This window comes from Bradyrhizobium manausense, from assembly GCF_001440035.1.
Taxonomy (GTDB): domain Bacteria; phylum Pseudomonadota; class Alphaproteobacteria; order Rhizobiales; family Xanthobacteraceae; genus Bradyrhizobium; species Bradyrhizobium manausense.
Map to the genome: position 1 here is coordinate 218,755 of NZ_LJYG01000062.1, position 17,682 is coordinate 236,436.

General features: G+C 65.2%; 18 protein-coding genes and 2 pseudogenes. 10 read left to right on the forward strand and 10 right to left on the reverse strand.

Annotated elements, in window-relative coordinates; genetic code table 11:
* On the forward strand, positions 1-1,495 hold a 1,495-nt coding region (locus AOQ71_RS16505), incomplete at its 5' end, for a gamma-glutamyltransferase family protein (RefSeq protein WP_063958241.1).
* A gap of 6 nt (positions 1,496-1,501) precedes the next feature.
* On the opposite strand, the gene AOQ71_RS16510 is transcribed toward AOQ71_RS16505, so the two are convergent.
* From AOQ71_RS16510 to AOQ71_RS16525, 4 genes are read right to left on the reverse strand one after another with little or no spacing between them, the layout of a single operon-like run.
* Positions 1,502-2,785, reverse strand: coding sequence for an NAD(P)/FAD-dependent oxidoreductase (locus AOQ71_RS16510; protein WP_057747894.1), 1,284 nt, complete (start codon positions 2,783-2,785; stop codon positions 1,502-1,504).
* Positions 2,786-2,798: 13 nt separating this feature from the next.
* Complete coding sequence (locus AOQ71_RS16515) at positions 2,799-3,530, reverse strand: amino acid ABC transporter ATP-binding protein (RefSeq protein ID WP_057747899.1); 732 nt, start codon at positions 3,528-3,530, stop codon at positions 2,799-2,801.
* On the reverse strand, positions 3,527-4,180 hold the full coding sequence (locus AOQ71_RS16520) for an amino acid ABC transporter permease (protein ID WP_057747902.1): 654 nt from the start codon (positions 4,178-4,180) through the stop codon (positions 3,527-3,529). The genes AOQ71_RS16515 and AOQ71_RS16520 overlap by 4 nt, the downstream gene beginning before the upstream one ends.
* Before the next feature lie 23 nt (positions 4,181-4,203).
* Positions 4,204-4,962, reverse strand: a complete 759-nt coding sequence (locus AOQ71_RS16525) for an ABC transporter substrate-binding protein (protein WP_057747905.1) — start codon at positions 4,960-4,962, stop codon at positions 4,204-4,206.
* A 180-nt stretch (positions 4,963-5,142) separates the two neighbouring features.
* Here AOQ71_RS16525 and AOQ71_RS47895 point away from each other — a divergent pair.
* The 3 genes and pseudogenes from AOQ71_RS47895 to AOQ71_RS47905 all read left to right on the forward strand — a co-directional run.
* Positions 5,143-5,364 (forward strand): helix-turn-helix domain-containing protein (locus AOQ71_RS47895; protein WP_245316908.1); only part of this gene is annotated, 222 nt, incomplete at its 3' end.
* 1 nt (position 5,365) lies between these two features.
* A pseudogene (locus tag AOQ71_RS47900) lies at positions 5,366-5,702 on the forward strand (cupin domain-containing protein); the annotation flags it as partial.
* Between the two features lies 1 nt (position 5,703).
* A pseudogene (locus AOQ71_RS47905) lies at positions 5,704-5,779 on the forward strand (transcriptional regulator); the annotation flags it as partial.
* Between the two features lie 93 nt (positions 5,780-5,872).
* Here the strand turns inward: AOQ71_RS47905 and AOQ71_RS16535 are convergent.
* A complete protein-coding gene (locus tag AOQ71_RS16535) occupies positions 5,873-7,138 on the reverse strand; it encodes a D-amino acid dehydrogenase (protein ID WP_057747908.1) in 1,266 nt (421 codons plus the stop codon).
* Between the two features lie 49 nt (positions 7,139-7,187).
* Positions 7,188-8,516, reverse strand: a complete 1,329-nt coding sequence (aptA, locus tag AOQ71_RS16540) for an omega-aminotransferase AptA (protein ID WP_057748086.1) — start codon at positions 8,514-8,516, stop codon at positions 7,188-7,190.
* Positions 8,517-8,664: 148 nt separating this feature from the next.
* Between aptA and AOQ71_RS16545 the strand changes: the two genes are divergently transcribed.
* The 4 genes from AOQ71_RS16545 (at position 8,665) to AOQ71_RS16555 (ending at position 11,213) form a co-directional block, all read left to right on the forward strand.
* Positions 8,665-9,213 (forward strand): cupin domain-containing protein, encoded by a 549-nt coding sequence (locus tag AOQ71_RS16545; protein ID WP_057747912.1) that lies wholly within the window; start codon positions 8,665-8,667, stop codon positions 9,211-9,213.
* A 185-nt stretch (positions 9,214-9,398) separates the two neighbouring features.
* Positions 9,399-9,551: a hypothetical protein gene (locus AOQ71_RS46330; RefSeq protein WP_167353982.1), complete on the forward strand. Its 153-nt coding sequence runs from the start codon at positions 9,399-9,401 to the stop codon at positions 9,549-9,551.
* A gap of 123 nt (positions 9,552-9,674) precedes the next feature.
* Entirely contained in the window at positions 9,675-10,847 is a 1,173-nt protein-coding gene (locus AOQ71_RS16550; protein ID WP_083514255.1) for a lysozyme inhibitor LprI family protein, read from the forward strand.
* 108 nt (positions 10,848-10,955) lie between these two features.
* A complete protein-coding gene (locus AOQ71_RS16555; protein WP_157083540.1) occupies positions 10,956-11,213 on the forward strand; it encodes a hypothetical protein in 258 nt (85 codons plus the stop codon).
* 34 nt (positions 11,214-11,247) lie between these two features.
* On the opposite strand, the gene AOQ71_RS16560 is transcribed toward AOQ71_RS16555, so the two are convergent.
* The 3 genes from AOQ71_RS16560 to AOQ71_RS16570 are packed head-to-tail and all read right to left on the reverse strand — an operon-like array spanning position 11,248 to position 15,051.
* Positions 11,248-13,509 (reverse strand): xanthine dehydrogenase family protein molybdopterin-binding subunit, encoded by a 2,262-nt coding sequence (locus AOQ71_RS16560; RefSeq protein ID WP_057747922.1) that lies wholly within the window; start codon positions 13,507-13,509, stop codon positions 11,248-11,250.
* Positions 13,502-14,557 (reverse strand): FAD binding domain-containing protein, encoded by a 1,056-nt coding sequence (locus AOQ71_RS16565; RefSeq protein WP_057747925.1) that lies wholly within the window; start codon positions 14,555-14,557, stop codon positions 13,502-13,504. The genes AOQ71_RS16560 and AOQ71_RS16565 overlap by 8 nt, the downstream gene beginning before the upstream one ends.
* A complete protein-coding gene (locus tag AOQ71_RS16570) occupies positions 14,554-15,051 on the reverse strand; it encodes a (2Fe-2S)-binding protein (RefSeq protein WP_057747928.1) in 498 nt (165 codons plus the stop codon). Before AOQ71_RS16570 ends, AOQ71_RS16565 begins: the two co-directional genes overlap by 4 nt.
* 243 nt (positions 15,052-15,294) lie before the next feature.
* On the opposite strand from AOQ71_RS16570, the gene AOQ71_RS16575 reads away from it, so the two are divergent.
* On the forward strand, positions 15,295-15,933 hold the full coding sequence (locus tag AOQ71_RS16575; protein WP_057747931.1) for a TetR/AcrR family transcriptional regulator: 639 nt from the start codon (positions 15,295-15,297) through the stop codon (positions 15,931-15,933).
* Positions 15,934-15,999: 66 nt separating this feature from the next.
* Positions 16,000-16,407: a DUF4864 domain-containing protein gene (locus AOQ71_RS16580; protein WP_057747934.1), complete on the forward strand. Its 408-nt coding sequence runs from the start codon at positions 16,000-16,002 to the stop codon at positions 16,405-16,407.
* On the opposite strand, the gene AOQ71_RS16585 is transcribed toward AOQ71_RS16580, so the two are convergent.
* Positions 16,404-17,669 (reverse strand): MFS transporter, encoded by a 1,266-nt coding sequence (locus AOQ71_RS16585; protein ID WP_057747937.1) that lies wholly within the window; start codon positions 17,667-17,669, stop codon positions 16,404-16,406. The two genes, AOQ71_RS16580 and AOQ71_RS16585, sit on opposite strands and share 4 nt — an antisense overlap.
* Positions 17,670-17,682 lie beyond the last annotated feature (13 nt).

Genomic DNA, 17,682 nt, shown 5'->3' on the forward strand with positions numbered 1-17,682 from the left:
GGTGGGAGCGCAGGTGCTGGCGGCGGGCGGCGACTGCGTCGACGCGATCGTGGCGACGACCTTCGCATTGAACGTACTGGAGCCCTGGAATAGCGGCATCGGCGGCGGCGGCGCGATGGTGCTCTACCGCGCCAAGGAAAATCGCTATGAGGTGATCGACTACGGCATGTGCGCGCCGCAAAGCCTGCGCGCCTCGGATTATCCCATCGTTGGGGACCGCCTCGCGACCGACCTGTTTCCGTGGCCGCGGGTGAAGGACGATCGCAACGTTCACGGTCCCGCCGCGATCGCCGTGCCGGGTGTCGTCGCCGGCATGGAGGAGGCACACCGACGCTACGCCAGGATGCCGTGGAAGGAGCTGGTTGCTCCGGCAGCCGCACTGGCCGGTGAAGGCCTGCTGGTCGACTGGTGGACGACACTGACGATCGCGAGTGCAGCGGCAGATCTGCGCCGCTATCCGGCAGGCGCGGCCGCCTTTCTGAAAGACGGCCTGCCCCCGAGCCCGCCCTGGAGCATCGAGGCTGAGACCCGGCTGCCACAGGACAATTTGAAAGCGACGCTGTTGCACCTCGCCGAGGCCGGGCCACGAGACTTCTATCAGGGCGACCTCGCCAAGAGCATCGCGTCCGACATCAAGGCCGATGGCGGCTCGCTATCGGTCGAGGATCTCGCTGCATTCCGCGCCCATCTGCGCGAGCCGCTGGCGATCCCCTATCGCGGCGGCAAGGTGCTGGCGACGCCGGAACTCACGGCCGGCCCGACCATGGCGCATGCGCTGCGGCTGTTGCAGGAGAATCTGAAGCCGGCGGGCACGCCTGACGCCGCTGCCTACAGCGAGTATGCAGTGGCTCTGCAGGCGGCCTATCGCGAGCGCCTCAAGGACATGGGCGATGTCGACGGCAAGCGCGCGCTCGGCGCCGAGTATCTCGCGCCGGCCTGCACCACGCATTTCTCCGTGGTCGACCGCGACGGCAACATCGCCGCGGTGACGCAGACACTGCTGTCCTCGTTCGGCTCGAAATATGTGACGCCGCAGAGCGGCATTCCCATGAACAACGGCATCATGTGGTTTGATCCGACGCCCGGCACCACCAATTCGCTCGCTCCCGGCAAGCGCTGCCTCACCAACTACACGCCTGTGATCGCCGAGACCCCGGACGGCAAACGACTCGCGGTCGGTGCCTCCGGCGGCCGCCGCATCCTGCCTTCCGTCCTGCAACTCGTGTCCTTTGTGGTGGATTTTGGCATGGACCTCGATGCCGCCATCCACCAGCCCCGTATCGATTGCAGCGAAGGCGCGATCGTGCTCGGCGACATCAGGCTGCCGGCGGATGCACGCAAGGCTCTCGCCGCGCGCTTCGATTACAGGGAGGCGGCGGTGCAGACCCTGCCGATGAAGTTCGCCTTCCCGAGCGTGGTGATGCGTGATGGCGACACCAATTCCGGCGCGGTCGAGATCTTCCAGCCCTGGGCAGATGCTGTGGCGGAAGGCTGAGGCTAGCTAGATCCCCAGCCGGTCTCGCACCCGACCGGCAATCACCGCCGTGGTCACGCCGACCGGCCAGAACGCGTGCATCGGGATCGGCTTGATGCCTGATATTGGCATGTCGATCTCCGCCTTGGCACCGCCGATCAGCCGGCGCGCAAGCTGCGCGCCCATGGCGGTCGAGAGCGCGACGCCGCGACCGTTGCAACCCAGCGAGATCAGGATGCCTTCCGCCGGCTCATGCACATGCGGATAATGATCCCCGGTGATGGCGAGCCGGCTGTTCCAGCCGTGCGTCCAGGCCACGCCCTTGAGCTGCGGCCATAGCCGCTCGGCGTAGCGCATGAGATAGGCGACATCAGTTGGCGACTTGATCCAGCGCATCGGACCGCGACCACCCATCAGCAGGCGGTTCTGCTGGTCGATGCGGTAATAGACGGTGATGTGGCCGCTCTCGTAGAGCACGGGCCGTGTCGGCATGATCGCGCGGGCGACCTCGTCGGGCAGCGGCGCAGTAGCCGCGATCGAGGAAAACACCGGCACGATGGTGCGGCGGAGCGCGGGCCAGAGATCGTCGGTGAAGCCGTTGGTTGCGAGCAGCACCTTCTCCGCATGCACGACTGCGCGCGGAGTCTCGATGCGCCAGCGCGCGCCGTCGCGACGGAGCGATAGCGCCGGCGTCTCGCCGTGAACCTTCGCGCCTGCTGAAATTGCAGCGCGCGCAAGACCACGGGCGTAGCTGAGCGGATGCAGGTCGCCGCCTCGCGTATCGAGCATCGCGCCGATGTAGCGATCCGTACCGGTCATCTCGCGCAACTGCTCGCGGTTCAGATATGACACCGGCATGCCGCGGCGGATGCATTGCTGCGCGGTCTGTTCGATCGCAGCGGCGCTGGCCTCGTTATAGGCCGCGCGCAGCGTGCCGTTCTGCCGCGCCTCGCAAGGGATTTGGTAGCGGCGGATCAGATCGTGGGTGAAGTTCGGCGAGCCGTAGGAGAACGCGATCATGCGGCGGCCGAGCCCGGTGCCGAAATCAGCCTCGATCTGATCGGGGTCGTGCTTCAGGCCGGGATTGGTGTGGCCGCCATTGTTGCCGGACGCGCCCCAGCCCGGCTCCTGTGCCTCCAGCACCAGCGCCTCGACGCCCTGCTCGGCCAGATGCAGCGCCGTCGACAGACCGGTGTAGCCGCCGCCGACGATCGCAACGGAAACGCTCCTGTCCGTATCGAGCGCCGGCGTCGCAACCGGCGCGACGGCCGTGTCGGCATAGAGCGATGGCGGCAGAGGCAGGCGTGTCATTGTAAAAGTCCGGTCAGAGCGGATGCAGCACGCGGCGCAAAAAGTCCTGCGTGCGCGGATGCTGGGGCTGGTTGAGCAGCGTTTTAGCCGGCCCCTGCTCGACGATGATGCCGCCGTCGATGAACAGCACACGATCGGCAACGTCGCGGGCAAAGCCCATTTCGTGGGTGACCACGACCATGGTCATGCCGTCATCAGCGAGCTTGCGCATGACACCGAGCACATCGCCGACCAATTCAGGATCGAGCGCCGAGGTCGGCTCGTCGAACAGGATCGCCTTCGGCTGCATGGCGAGCGCGCGCGCAATCGCGACACGCTGCTGCTGGCCGCCGGAGAGCTGCGGCGGGTGCGCGTCGACCTTTTCGGCGAGGCCGACCTGAGCAAGCAGTGCGCGACCCCGCTCCAGCACCTGGGCGCGCGGCTCCTTCTTCACGAACAGCGGCCCCTCGACCACGTTCTCCAGCACCGTCCGATGCGGGAACAGGTTGAAGCGCTGGAACACCATCGAGACCTGGGTGCGGATGTTGACGATCGACGGCGCGTCGCGGTCGACTTTCAGGCCTTCGACGTTGATCTCGCCGCGATCGTAGCTTTCCAGCCCGTTGATACAGCGCAGGATGGTGGACTTGCCCGAACCTGACGGGCCGACGATGCAAACCACCTCGCCCTTCTCGACCTTCGCCGTGATGCCCTTGAGCACCTCGACCTTGCCAAAACTCTTGTGGACGTCGTTCAGCTCGATCATTTCTTGCCCGCCCGCTTCTCGAAGTGACGGACCAGCAGGATCAGCGGGATGCTCATGGTGAGATACATCAATGCGACCAGCGTGAACACGCTGGTGTTCTTGAAGGTCGAGGACGCGATCAGCTTGCCTTGCAGGGCAAGCTCGGCGACCGTGATGGTCGAGGCCTGCGAGGAATCCTTCAGCATCATGATCATGACGTTGCCGTAGGGCGGCAGCACGATGCGCACGGCCTGCGGCAGCACCACGCGGCGCATGGTCAGCCACCAGCCCATGCCGATCGACTGCGCGGCCTCGATCTGGCCCTTATCGATCGCCTCGATTCCGGCGCGGAAGTTTTCCGCCTGATAAGCCGAATAGGCGATGCCAAGCCCGAGAATAGCGGCCTGCAAGGCGCTGAGCGTGACGCCGAGATCGGGCATCACGAAGTAGAGGTAGAACAGCAACACGATGATCGGGATGCCGCGGATCACGTTGATCAGGCTGGCGCTGAGCATCGACAGCGCTCTTATGCCGGAGACCCGCATCATCGCCCAGATCAGGCCGAGCACGGTCGAGAGCAGCAGCGAGCCGATCGTGACGATAACCGTCAGCGCGACGCCGTTCATCAGGATCGGGAAGAACTCGGCGGCGTCGTGCCAGAAGCCTTTCATCGTGCAGCCCTATGAGCGCTCTATCAGCCCTGCGCCTTCTGGCCCCATTTTTCGAGGATCTTGTCGATGGTGCCGTTGGCCTTGAGCTTCGCCAGCGACGCGTTGATCTTGCCGAGCAACTCGGTGTCGCCCTTGCGGACGCCGATGCCGACCGAGCCGACCGTGACGGGCTTGTAGCCGTCGACGAGACGCACCTCGGGGAACCCACCCTGCTTCAGATTATAGGCCAGGATCGGATAGTCGGCGTAGCCGGCCTTGAGGCGGCCGGTGTTCACATCGCGCAGGATGTCGGGGATGGTGTCGTAGGCCTTCACCTCGGCGAACAGGCCGGACTTCTTCAACGCATCGACGAAGGCGGTGCCGACCTGGGCGCCGACAGTCTCGCCCTTCAGATCATCCTGCGTGGCATAGGATTTGGTGTCGCTCTTCGGCACGACCAGGCCTTCGCCATAGGTGTAGATCGGGTCGGAGAAATCGACGACCTCCTTGCGCGGCGCCGTGATGAACATCGCGGCCGCGATGATGTCGATCTTGCTCGAGGTCAGCGACGGGATCAGCGCCGAGAACTGCATCGGCTCGATCTGCACGTTGAAGCCGGCGTCCTTGCCCACTTCGGTGACGAGATCGACCATGATGCCCTGAATGGAATTGGTCTTGGTGTCGAGGAAGGTGAAGGGAATGCCCGTCGGCGTCGAACCGACCTTCAGCACCTGCTGCGCCGAGACCGGCATCATCGCTGCCATTGCGAGCGCCGCGACCGCGGCCAGACCAAAACGCTTCATCGCATCCCCCTTGGGTCCCGACCGATGCCGGCGCTCGCGCATGTCGTGGATCAGACGTTGCGGGCCAAGCCGTTTCGGCCTAGTTTCACCAATATGAAAATTTGGTCACACTTTCGCGGACGATGCAAGCGGTTTTCATGCACATGAAGGAAGCGGTTTGACGTGAGCGGTGGCAAAAGAATGCGCAAACCGGCCGCGGCAAAGCCGGCGAAGAGGGTCAGGAAGGCTACCGCGAAGCCGACGGAGCCCCCAATGGACGTCGCGGTCGGCCGTCGCCTCCGCGATCTCCGCCGCGCCAGGCAATTTTCGCTCGAAATGGTCGCGGCGCGCACCGAGCTGTCGATCGGCTTCCTGAGCCAGATCGAGCGCGGCCTGTCGTCGCCCTCGCTGCGCGTGCTGGCGNCGCCGATGTGCTCGGCGTCGGCATCGCCGCCTTGTTCGGCGCCAGCCCCAGCGCCGACGGCACATCCGATCAGGTCGTCACGCGCGGGCTACAGCGGCCCGAGCTGAAGCTCTGGCGCACCGGCGTCTCCAAGCAATTGCTGAGCCCGGCCAGCGCCGACAACAAGCTCAATCTATTCCTTGTGCATCTTGAGCCCGGCGGCTCGACAGGCGACGAGCTCTACACCCATGACGGCGAGGAAGCGGGCCTCGTGCTGGAGGGCGAGATGATGCTCACGGTGGACAGCCAAACTTGGTCGCTGAAGACGGGCGACAGCTTTCGCTTTGCGAGCCGCAGGNCAGGCCGCACCGGTTTTCCAATCCGGCGCGGGATGCGAACAGCGTCGTGCTGTGGGTGAATTGCGTGACCGGGTAATTTGCCGTCATTCCGGGGCGCCTCGAAGAGGCGAACCCGGAATCTCGAGATTCCCGGCTCGATGCTTCGCATCGCCCCGGAATGACGCAGCAATCACCCGAACCTATGCTGATACCGATCCACCGTCAGCGCGCTCACATCCACGTCCGGCTTCTTGCCCGAGAGCATGTCCGCGAGCACGCGGCCGGAGCCGCAGGACATGGTCCAGCCAAGCGTGCCATGGCCGGTGTTGAGGTGGAGGTTGGCATACTTGGTCGGGCCGATGACCGGCGGGCCGTCCGGCGTCATTGGACGCAGGCCGCTCCAGAACGTCGCCTTGGAGAGATCGCCGCCGCGCGGGAACAGATCGCTCAGGGAGTGATCGAGCGTGGCGCGACGGGCGCCGTAGAGCTTGGTCGAGAAACCCGAGATCTCGGCGGTGCCGCCGACGCGGATGCGGTTGCCGAGGCGGGTGATCGCGACCTTGTAGCTCTCGTCCATCACGGTCGATTCCGGCGCGCCGGAGGCGTCCTTGATCGGCACCGTGATCGAGTAGCCCTTCACCGGATAGACCGGCAGTGAAATCCCGAGCGGCGCTGCCATGCGCGACGAATAGCTGCCGAGCGCGAGAACATAGCTGTCGGCCTGCAAAAGGCCGGCGCTGGTCGCGACACCGCTGACACGCGCGCCGTCGGTGACGATGCGGTCGATGCCGGTGTTGAACAGGAAGCGCACGCCGAGCGCCTGGGCCTGCTTGGCCAGCGCCTGCGTGAACATGTGGCAGTCGCCGGTCTCGTCCTGCGGCAGGCGAAGGCCGCCGACGAATTTCTCCTTCACACCCGCAAGCGCCGGCTCGACCGCGATGCAGCCTTCGCGGCTCAGCGTTTCGTAAGGCACGCCGTATTGCTTGAGCACGGCGACGTCCTCGCCGGTGCCATCGAGCTGGGCCTGGTAACGGAACAGCTGCAGCGTTCCCTTTGAACGCTCGTCATATTGAATGCCGATGTCGCGGCGCAGGTCGCGCAGGCTATCGCGGCTGTATTCCGCGATCGGGATCATCCGGCTCTTGTTGACCGCGTAGCGTGCGCTGGTGCAGTTGCGCAGCATCTTGAGCAGCCAGACCCACATGACCGGATCGAGCTTCGGCCGGATCACCAGCGGGCCGTGCTTCATCAGAAGCCACTTGACCGCCTTCACCGGCACGCCGGGCCCTGCCCATGGCGAGGAGTAGCCGGGCGACACTTCGCCGGCATTGGCAAACGAGGTCTCAAGCGCGGGCTCAGGCTGACGGTCGACGACCGTCACCTCGTGGCCGGCACGGGCGAGGTAGTAGGCAGAGGTGACACCGATGACACCGCTGCCGAGGATCAGAACTTTCACGCTTGGTCAAACTCCCGCGGCATCACGCTCGCCGCTGTAAGAGCAATTATCAGGCCACCTTCTTGATGGCGTCGCCGAGGATCGAGACGATCTGGTCGATGTGGCTCTTCTCGACGATGAGCGGAGGCGACATCGCGAAGCTGTCGCCGCTCATGCGCAGGTAAAGGCCGGTGTTGAAGCAGTCGACCATGACGTCGTAGCCGCGTGCGCCGACGACGCCGTCACGCGGTGCCAGCTCGACCGCGCCCATCAGGCCGCAATTTCTGATATCGACGACGTTCGGCAGACCCTTGAGCTGATGCAGCGCATCGCGCCAGTATTCGGCCATCGACGCTCCGCGCGTCAGCAGGCCTTCGTCCTTGTAGATGTCGAGCGTGGCGATGCCGGCCGCGCAGGCGGTCGGGTGCGCCGAATAAGTGTAACCGTGGAACAGCTCCATCTGATTCTCGGGGCCGACCATCAGCCCGTCATGCACCTTGCGGCTGGCGAACACCGCGCCGCAGGGAATGGTGCCGTTGGTGATGCCCTTGGCCGTCGTCATCAGGTCCGGCGTGACGCCGAAGAAATTGGCTGCGAACGGCGTGCCGAGGCGGCCGAAGCCGGTGATGACCTCGTCGAAGATCAGGAGGATGCCATGCTTGTCGCAGATCTGACGCAGGCGCTGCAGATAGCCCTTCGGCGGCGGCAGCACCGCAGTCGAGCCCGGCACCGGCTCGACGATGACGGCGGCGATGGTCTCGGCGCCATGCAGGCCGACGAGGCGCTCGAGATCATCGGCGAGCTCGGCGCCGTGCTCGGGCTGATCCTTGGCGAAGGCGTTGCGGGACAGATCATGGGTGTGGCGGATATGGTCGACGCCCGGCAGATGCGTGGCGAAGGCGCGGCGGTTGGCGACCATGCCGCCGACCGACATGCCACCGAAGCCGACGCCATGATAGCCGCGCTCGCGGCCGATGAGACGGGTGCGGCTCGACTGGCCGGTGGCGCGATGATAGGCGAGCGCGATCTTCAGCGCAGTGTCGACCGATTCAGAGCCGGAGTTGGTGAAGAAGACGCGGTCGAGGCCATCAGGCGCGATCTCGGCAAGGCGCTCGGCGAAGTCGAACGCCAGCGGATGGCCCATCTGGAACGTCGGCGCGAAGTCCAGCGTCATCAGCTGCCGCTCGACCGCAGCGGCGATCTGCTTGCGGCCATGGCCGGCATTGACGCACCAGAGGCCGGCGGAGCCGTCGATCACCTTGCGGCCGTCGACGGTGGTGTAGTGCATGCCCTCGGCCGAGGAGAACAGCCGCGGCGCCTTCTTGAACTGACGGTTGGCCGTGAACGGCATCCAGAACGAGTCGGTCTTGATAGTGTTCGGAATCTGATGAAGGGTCACGGGCCACGCTCCTTTGCTGACGGCATAGCAGAGCCACGGCTTCGATAGCGCAACAAGTCCTTTTCTGGTGATCTGCAAGCCATTGATTTCCTTGGGGCACCCGGTCCATATTTGCGCGATCCGCAACACCTGAAACAGGGCCAGAGGCATGAGCGTCGACATCGGTGGACGGCTGCGATTCATCCGGGCGCGCCACAAGCTGTCGCAGCGCGCGCTGGCAAAGCGCGCTGGCGTCACCAATTCGACCATCTCGCTGATCGAATCCAACCAGATGAACCCGTCGGTCGGGGCGCTCAAGCGCATCCTCGACGGCATCCCGATGGGGCTTGCCGCGTTCTTCGCGCTGGAACCGGAGTCCAGGCGCAAGATCTTCTACCGCGCCGAGGAGCTCACCGAAGTCGGCAAGAAGCCGATCTCGTATCGGCAGGTCGGCGACAATCTGTTCGGCCGCAGCCTGCAAATCCTGAAGGAGTGCTACGAGCCCGGCAGCGACACCGGACGCGTGCACCTCGTCCATGACGGCGAGGAAGGCGGCATCGTGATCTCAGGCAAGCTCGAAGTCACCGTCGAGGACGAGCGGCGCATCCTCAATCCCGGCGATGCCTACTATTTCGAAAGCCGCCGTCCGCACCGCTTCCGCTGCGTCGGCGGCAAGCCGTGCGAGGTGATTTCGGCCTGCACGCCGCCGACGTTCTGAAGGGCGATCGCGACATCCGCAATCATACGGAGCACCGGCATCTTACGGTAGTTGAGCCAGCTCAATTTCTGCGGGCCGGCCTCCTATATATTACGAGATGTAGCCGAGCAGCCTCGCGCAAAGGTGTTGAGGTTATGGCCCCGGACTCCTAGGCACTCCGGGGCCGCTTCGTAACGGAGCGCACGATGAAGACCACCCTCGCCAATGCAGAAGCTGCGCTCGACGACGTTCAGCGCGATACAAGAAAGCTCCATTCACGCGAGCTGCGGGCGGCCATCGAGAAATACATCGAAGAGCAGCGAGAGCAGATCAAGGCACTCCGCCGGATGATGAACTGATCCGGCCACCGGGGCGGACGCGACGTCATGCGGTCCTGAACCGGACGGACGCAAGCGGCGACCAAGGAGAGATCCGAACCTGCTTCGACTAAGAGCCGCCCAAGAGCCGACCAAGAGCCGACCATGTCCAGGCCTGTCCGCCTCGCGCTGCTTGCAGCCGCGTTGCTCAGCCCCGCCCCCGCCGATGCGATGGACGATTTCATGCGTGCCAGCAGCAGCGGACCGCTGGCGATGACGTTCTGCACGAAAAACTCCGACGGCAGCAAGATCGAGGGCGGCGCAAGCAAGTTTTGCAAGGCTCACGGCTACGACAAGCTCGTCGCCGCGGTCGACGCATCGTTTGCGGCGGCGGTAGGAAAGGCGCCGGCCAATGTCCGGCCCCTGCTCAAGCGCGATCAGGTCTGGTTCAACGAGATGATCGAGGAAGCTGCCACCACCGTGCAGGAGGTGGACGAGGCCGAAATCCGCAGGAATTTCGCCGCGACACTGCGCCAGCGCGTCCCGGTCCTGAACGGGATCGCGGCCGGCTTCGGGCGCGCTGGGCTGAACGGCAAATGGACCAACACGTTTGGCGCTGTCGGCATTACAGTGGGCGACAACGGGGCCTACCGCGTAACAGCCGAGTTGAGCAGCAATTACGGCAGCGACAAGCATTGGCAATGCAAGCTAGGAGCGACCGTCAAGCCGAGCGGCAACGGTTGGCTGTCCGGCGCGGTCGACCGCGCCAGGCCGGCGCAATCAACCGATGCGGGCGCGCCACAGAACAAGCCAACCGAGCCGCTCTCAATCAAGCTGCGCCGCCAGGGCGACACGCTCCGCCTCGTTCTCGTTGCGACGGACGAGCAATGGGATGGCCGTGACGATTCGGGCTGCGAGAGCCTTGGACAGATCACGGGCACTTATTTTGCCAGCGGCAAATCCGACGCGATTGACAAGGCCGACACCACATTCGTCAAGCCGACTTTCGATTGCGCGCATCCGGAGACCGCGACCGACGAGGAGATCTGCGCCGATCCGGAGCTCGCCGAAAACGATCAGCGCTTGAACCGCGCCTGGAAGGCGCTTTTGCCTCGGCTCGACGAGACAACGCGACACGCTTTGACGGAGGACCAACGCCACTGGGTGCGCTCGCAGGCCGATCAATTCCCGGAGTTCCTGCACCCGGGCTGGGAGAAGCGGACCTCGGAGATGCACTACACGGTCAATGCGCGCGATCATCTCAGCGGCCTGCAGCGCGAGCGGATCGCGCTGCTCGAAGGTTTTGACGAAAAGCGCGATGGCCTTGCAGGCACCTGACTCGCCTACAATGCCATTATCGAGATCACCATCGACAAGGACGGCGGGCTCGAAGCCAATGGCTGGAAATGGGAGCAGGCCGACTGGAAAGCCGGCTGCGACTACGAGATGAGAGGCAGCGTCAAGAATGCTGTGTTCACCTCGAAAGAGCAGGGCAGAAATCCGGATACACTCGAACGCGACCACGCGACGCTGATTGTCAACCGACTCGACGACGACTTCGCCAAGAAGCGCTACACCGACAACGGCATCGCCGGGAATGCCGACGAAGCCAAGTGCAAGCGAAGGCTCGATATTTCCTCGACCGCACGGCTGTTCCCGGCGCAGCCCTCGCCCGATATCGACCGCCTCCCCGGAATCCGCTAAAGCGGCGGCGGAAAGAAGCTCCCGCCGCGCGCGCTCAGCGCCCCGTCAGCAGCTCCTCGATCCTGATCGGGAAACGGCGCACCCGCACGCCGGTCGCATGCCAGACGGCGTTGGCGACGGCGCCGGCGCTGCCGGTGATGCCGATCTCGCCGACACCCTTGATGCCGAGCGCATTCACATGCGGATCGTGCTCCTCGACGGTGATCACATCGAGCGGCGGCACGTCGGCATTCACCGGAATGTGGTACTCGCCGAGATCGGCATTCATAATGCGGCCTGTGCGGCGGTCGGTGATGGCCTCCTCGTGCAGCGCGAAGGACATGCCCCAGATCATGCCGCCGAACAGCTGGCTCCTGACCAGATGCGGATTGACGATACGCCCCGCCGCAAACGCGCCGACCATGCGGGTGACGCGGATCTGGCCGAGCTCGGGATCGACCTTCACCTCGGCGAACACCGCGCCATGGGCGTGCATGGCATATTCCTCCATCGCCGCCGGATTCGGTGCGCCAGTGCCGCGCGCCTCGACCTCGGCGATACCGGCGCGCGCGAGGATCTCGGTGTAGCTCTCGCTGCGGCCCTCGTCGTCACGCCGGATCAGGCGGCCATCGCGCGCAATCACGCCGGTATTGCCGGCACCGTACAGCGGCGAACGCTCGTCATTGGTGGCCAGATCGGCAAGCTTGGCGATGACGGCCGCGCCGGCGCTGTGGATCGCAGCCCCCGCCGTCGCCGTATGCGCCGAGCCGCCGGCAATGCCGGCATCGGGCAGATCGGACGTGCCGGCCTTGAACGTGACGCGGTCGATATCGAGGCCGACGGCATCGGCCGCGATCTGGGCCAGCGCCGTCCAGGCGCCCTGCCCCATGTCATGCGCGCCGATCTCCATCGCGCCAGTGCCGTCACGACGGATCGCCGCACGCGCTTCAGCCTGGAACATCAGCGCGGGGAACGTCGCGGTGCCCATTCCCCAGCCGACCAGCAGTCCGGCATCGTCACGCATCTGTCGCGGCTGCAGCGTGCGCTTCGCCCAGCCGAAACGCGCCGCGCCCTGATCGTAGCAGGCACGCAGCGCTTTCGAGGAAAACGGCTTTCCGGTGATCGGCTCGACCTCCGCATAGTTCTTCAGGCGGAAGGCGAGCGGGTCCATGCCGCAGGCCCAGGCCATCTCGTCGATCGCGCTTTCCAACGCAATCGAACCGGTCGCCTCGCCCGGCGCGCGCATGAACAGCGGCGTGCCGGTGTTGACGCGCACGGCGTCATGCGAGGTGCGGATGGCGGGCGCCGCATAGAGCGTATGCGAGGCATCGGCAGCCGGCTCGTAGAAATCGTCGAACGTGCTCGACACGGTCCGCGCGTGATGATCGAGCGCAGTCAGGCGCCCTTCGGCGTCGGCGCCGATGCGCAAGCGCTGACGCGTCGGCGCACGATGGCCGACCGGGCCATACATCTGCTCACGGCGCAGCACCAGCTTGACGGGCCTTCCGACCAGCTTGGCCGCCATGATGCCGAGCACCGGGGGACCAGCCATCAGGCCCTTCGAGCCGAATCCACCACCGAGGAAGGGGCTGCGGATGTGTATCTTGTCGGGCGCAAGGCCGAACAGCTCGGCGACGCGGCCAAGCGACAGCATGAGCCCCTGAGTTGGCATGTCGATCTGAAGATGGTCGCCGTTCCAGTCAGCCACGATCGCATGCGGCTCCATGGCGTTGTGATATTGCGCCGGCGTCTCGTAAGTCGCATCGATCTGCTTGTCGGCGGCAGCAAGGCCTGCCGCAACGTCGCCGCGATGGATCTCCGAGGGGTTGCCGACACCGACGACCGGTGGCACGTAGCTTTTGCCGGCATCGAGGCCGACGAGCGGTGGCAGCGTTTCGTAACGCGGCGCTAGCAGCACCGCACCTTCCGTCGCGGCCTCGAGCGTCTCGGCGATCACGACGGCGATGGGCTGGTTGGCGTAGCGGACCTCGTTGCTCTGCAGCACCTCCATCCGGAACACGAACGGATTGGTCTTGATTTCAGGATCGATCGCAAGCTCAGGCTTGTGATCCGGCGTCATGACATCGACCACGCCGGGATGACGCTTGGCAGCGGCGACATCGAGCGAACTCACACGGCCGTGCGCGATGCTGGACACGGCCATCACCGCGAACAGCATGCCGGGCGGATGATTGTCGGCGGCGTAGGTCGCCTGGCCCTTGACCTTGAGCACGCCATCGCGGCGGGTCAGCGGCTGGCCGATGCTGGAGCCGTGGCGGAGATGGGCAGGAGCGCTGGTGAGATTGAGCTCAGGCATGAATGGCTCCAGAGGTCGAAGCAAAGGGGGAGGCCGGCAGCGCGGGGATGCGCGCGGGCGTCCCGGCTGCGGCAAGGGTCAGCGCGCGCACGACGATGCGGCGCGCCAGCTCGATCTTGTAGGCGTTGGCGCCGGACGGCTTTGCGTCGGTGAGCGCGCGCCAGGCGGCTTCCTGGAAGGCATCTGCGCTGGGCGCGACGCCTTTGAGAACATCTTCCGCAGCCCGGGCACGCCACGGCTTTGCGGCGACGCCGCCGAGCGCAAGCCGTGCCTCCGCAATTTTGCCGTTCTCGATCCGCAGCGCCGCGGCGGCCGAGACGATCGCGAACGCGTAGGACGCCCGCTCGCGGACCTTGAGATAGCGCGCATGCGCGGCGAAGCCACGCGCGGCGGGTGGCAGGCGCACTGCGACGATGAGGTCGCCCGGCTCGAGCGCGGATTCATTCTCCGGCGTATTGCCCGGCAGGCGGTGCAATTCGTCGAGCGCGATCTCGCGACGACCGTTCTTGCCTTCGATCTCGACGATGGCGTCGAGCGCGAGCAGCGGCACGCAGAAATCAGAGGGGTGCGTCGCGATACAGCGGTCGCTCCAGCCAAGCACGGCATGGGACCGGTTCTCGCCGTCGCGGGCGTCGCAGCCCGAGCCGGCCGCGCGCTTGTTGCAGCGGCTGGCGGTGTCATAGAAATACGCGCAGCGGGTTCTCTGCAGGAGGTTGCCGCCCACAGTCGCAGCGTTGCGCAATTGCGCCGACGCGCCGGAGAGCAGCGCTTCCGCGACGGCCGGATAGGCCTTCACGAACTCCCCATCATGCGCAAGATCGGCATTGCTGACGAGCGCACCGATCCGCAACGATCCATCCGCGAGGCGCTCGATTCCATCGAGCCCATCGAGATGGGTGACGTCGACCAGCCGATCTGGGCGGGTGACATTGCCCTTCATCAAATCGAGCAGATTGGTGCCGGCGGCAAGATAGACTGCGCCCGGCTGGGCGGCGGCGGCGACGGCTTCAGTGACCGTGGCAGGCCTGACGTAATCGAACTGTTTCATGCGGAGCGCCTCTGGTTGGTTTCGTCGGCACCGGCCTGCGCCTCGAGCACGGCATCGACGATGCCGGCATAGGCACCGCAACGGCAGAGATTGCCGCTCATGCACTCACGAATGCGTTCGGGGTCATTGCCGGCCTGCGCCTCCTGCATCATGCCGATGGCACTCATGATCTGACCGGGCGTGCAGAAGCCGCACTGGAATCCGTCATGGGCGATGAAAGCGGCCTGGACGGGGTGAAGCCGGTCGCCGCGAGCGAGACCTTCGATGGTGAGGATATCGGCGCCGTCATGGCTGATGGCGAGCGCGAGGCAGGAATTGATGCGCTTGCCGTCGACGAGGATGGTGCAAGCGCCGCACTGGCCGCGGTCGCACCCTTTCTTGGTTCCGGTGAGATGGAGGCGCTCACGCAGGAGATCGAGCAGCGTGACGCGGGGATCGTCGAGGACGAAATCGCGCCGTGCACCGTTCACGGTGAGGCTGATGGAGTGGTTCATACAGGGCTCCGATCAGATATGGACATGAGTCATCGCGCAGCGCGTCACCGCCGTGACCGCTGTCGATATCGCGCCAGCGCGGACATGTTCCGAGCCGACACCCCGCGAAGATACGGAGGCACCCTCCGTTTAACAAGGGCCCCTCGGAAAATATTGGAATTCGTCAAAAAGGCCGTGCACTGACAACGCCATGCAGCAGGCTCGGGGTTCAACCTAACCAATTCGTGATCTACATTGCCTGATATGGACGACCATACCGACCAGACCCGAAAGCCCCGCGCCGATGCCGTGCGCAACCGCGAGCGTGTGCTCGAGGCGGCCAAGGTCGTGTTCAGCGCCGGCGGCCCCGAAGCAAGCCTCGAGGCCGTGGCCAAGGGCGCGGGCGTCGGCATCGGCACGCTCTACCGGCATTTCCCGACGCGTGAGGATCTGTTCGAGGCGGTGTACCGGCGCGAGGTCGAGCAGCTCAGCGAGCTCGCCGAACAGCTGAAGAACGCCAAGGATCCGGTCGACGCGCTCAGGCGCTGGCTGCGCTCAGGTGTCGAATTCGTCGCCACCAAGAAAGGCATGGTGGCAGCCCTGGCACTCGCCGTGCAGAGCGGATCCGAACTGCATGCCTTCTCCTTTGAGCGCTTGACCAAGGCGATCGCCTCGCTGCTTGATCGCGCAGCCGCGGCCGGCGCGATGCGCGCCGACATCAGTCCCGAGGATTTGCTGCGCGCGTTCTTCGGCATGTGCTACATGCACGACCAGCCCGGCTGGCAATCCTCGGTGCTGCGGATGCTCGACGTGTTTGTCGACGGACTGCGCGTGCGGCCTGCCGCAAAGGCCAAAGCGCGCACAGTCAAGCCGGCGAAGGCGGCGGTGAAACGGACTCGATAGTTCGCCCGTATTTGCCAATGGTCATGCTAGGATCAGCATCGCCGGCATATCAACGCGGAGCCTGTCATGCGCATCGCAGCCTTGGTCGTCGCCCTCGCTATTGTCTTCAGCCCCTTTGCCGCGCGCGCTGACGATGTCTCGGCGGCGCAAGGCGTGATCCGCGCCCAGGAGCAGGCCTTCGTCCATGACGACGCGGCGGCCGCCTATTCCTATGCCGCGCCGGCGATCAAGCAGATCTTCCCCGCCCCCGACATCTTCATGTCGATGGTGCAGAACGGCTACGCGCCGGTCTACCGCCACAAGAGTTTTGAGTTCGGCGACGTCAAGACCGACGGCGGCTCGGTTGCCCAGCGCGTTCACATCATCGATGCCAATGGCGAAGCCTGGGAAGCGCTCTACACGCTCGAGCAGCAGGCTGACGGCAGCTACAAGATCACCGGCTGCTCACTGCTGAAGGCCGGACAGGCGGTTTAAGTCGCGAGGGTCGGTCCTGACCTGACTGAATTCATCCGCGAGCGGATCAGCAGCGTCAAGACGATGCCGACATTGAGGGCATTCCATGCCACGCCGTTGGCGAACGCCGCGGCGTAGGAGCCGGTGGCATCGAAGATGATGCCGGACACCCAGCCGCCGAAGGACATGCCGAACACGGAGGCGAAGATCACGATGCCGACGCGAGTTGCGGCTTCGCTCGCCGGCATCGCCTCGCGCACGATGATGGCATAGCTCGGCACGATGCCGCCCTGAAACAAGCCAAACATCGCGGAGATCAGATAGAGCGAAGTGAGGCTGTCGAAGAACAGATAGAACATCAGCGCAAAGCCTTGCGCCAGCGATCCGAGCAACAGCGTACGGATGCCGCCGATCTTGTCGGCGAGGTAGCCCGAGCCAATGCGGCTGACGATGCCGCAGGCCATCATCAGGGAGAGCATCTCGGCGCCCCGCGCCACGCCGTAACCGAGATCGCCGCAATAGGCGACGATATGCACCTGCGGCATCGCCATGGCGACGCAGCAGGAGATGCTGGCGATCGAGAGCAGCGCCGTCAGCGCGTTGGTCGAGAGTTTCAGATCGACGCGCGGCGGCGGCGCGTTGGCGTGATTGCGGACTTTGTCGTCGCCGATCCGCGCGCGCAAGACCAGCACCAGCGTCGTCATCAAGGTCGCGCAGATCAAGGCAATGGCGACATGCGTGTAGCGCCAGCCGATCGTCTCCATGCCCGCGTTGACCAGCGGTGGCCATATCGTGCCGGCGACGTAATTGCCGCTCGCGACGATGGTCACGGCGAGGCCGCGATAGCGCTCGAACCAGTGCGAGGCCTCGGCCATCAGCGGCGCGAAAGTCGCCGACGTGCCGAGCCCGATCAGGAAATACGCCGCAACGAACTGCCAGAGCTGGGTCGAGAGTCCCGCGAGCGTATTTGCGACGCCGAGAAAGGCGATGCTGATCGCCATCGCCGGCACGATGCCGAACCGGTCCGTGATCTTGCCGGCGATGACGCCGCCGAGCCCGAAGCCGAACATCATCAGCGTGAAAGCCAGCGACACTGCGCCGCGCGTTGCGGCGAATTCGGCCTGCACGACGGGAATCACGACGACCACGGCCCACATTCCGACGCTGCCGATCGAGCCGATCAGCAGCGCAACGACGAGCCGTATCCAGGCCTGACGGGAATCAGGGCTGAATGAGTCTGGTCTTTGTTCGGGATGATTTGGCGCGTGCACGGGCAGGACCATGGCCCGCGGATCG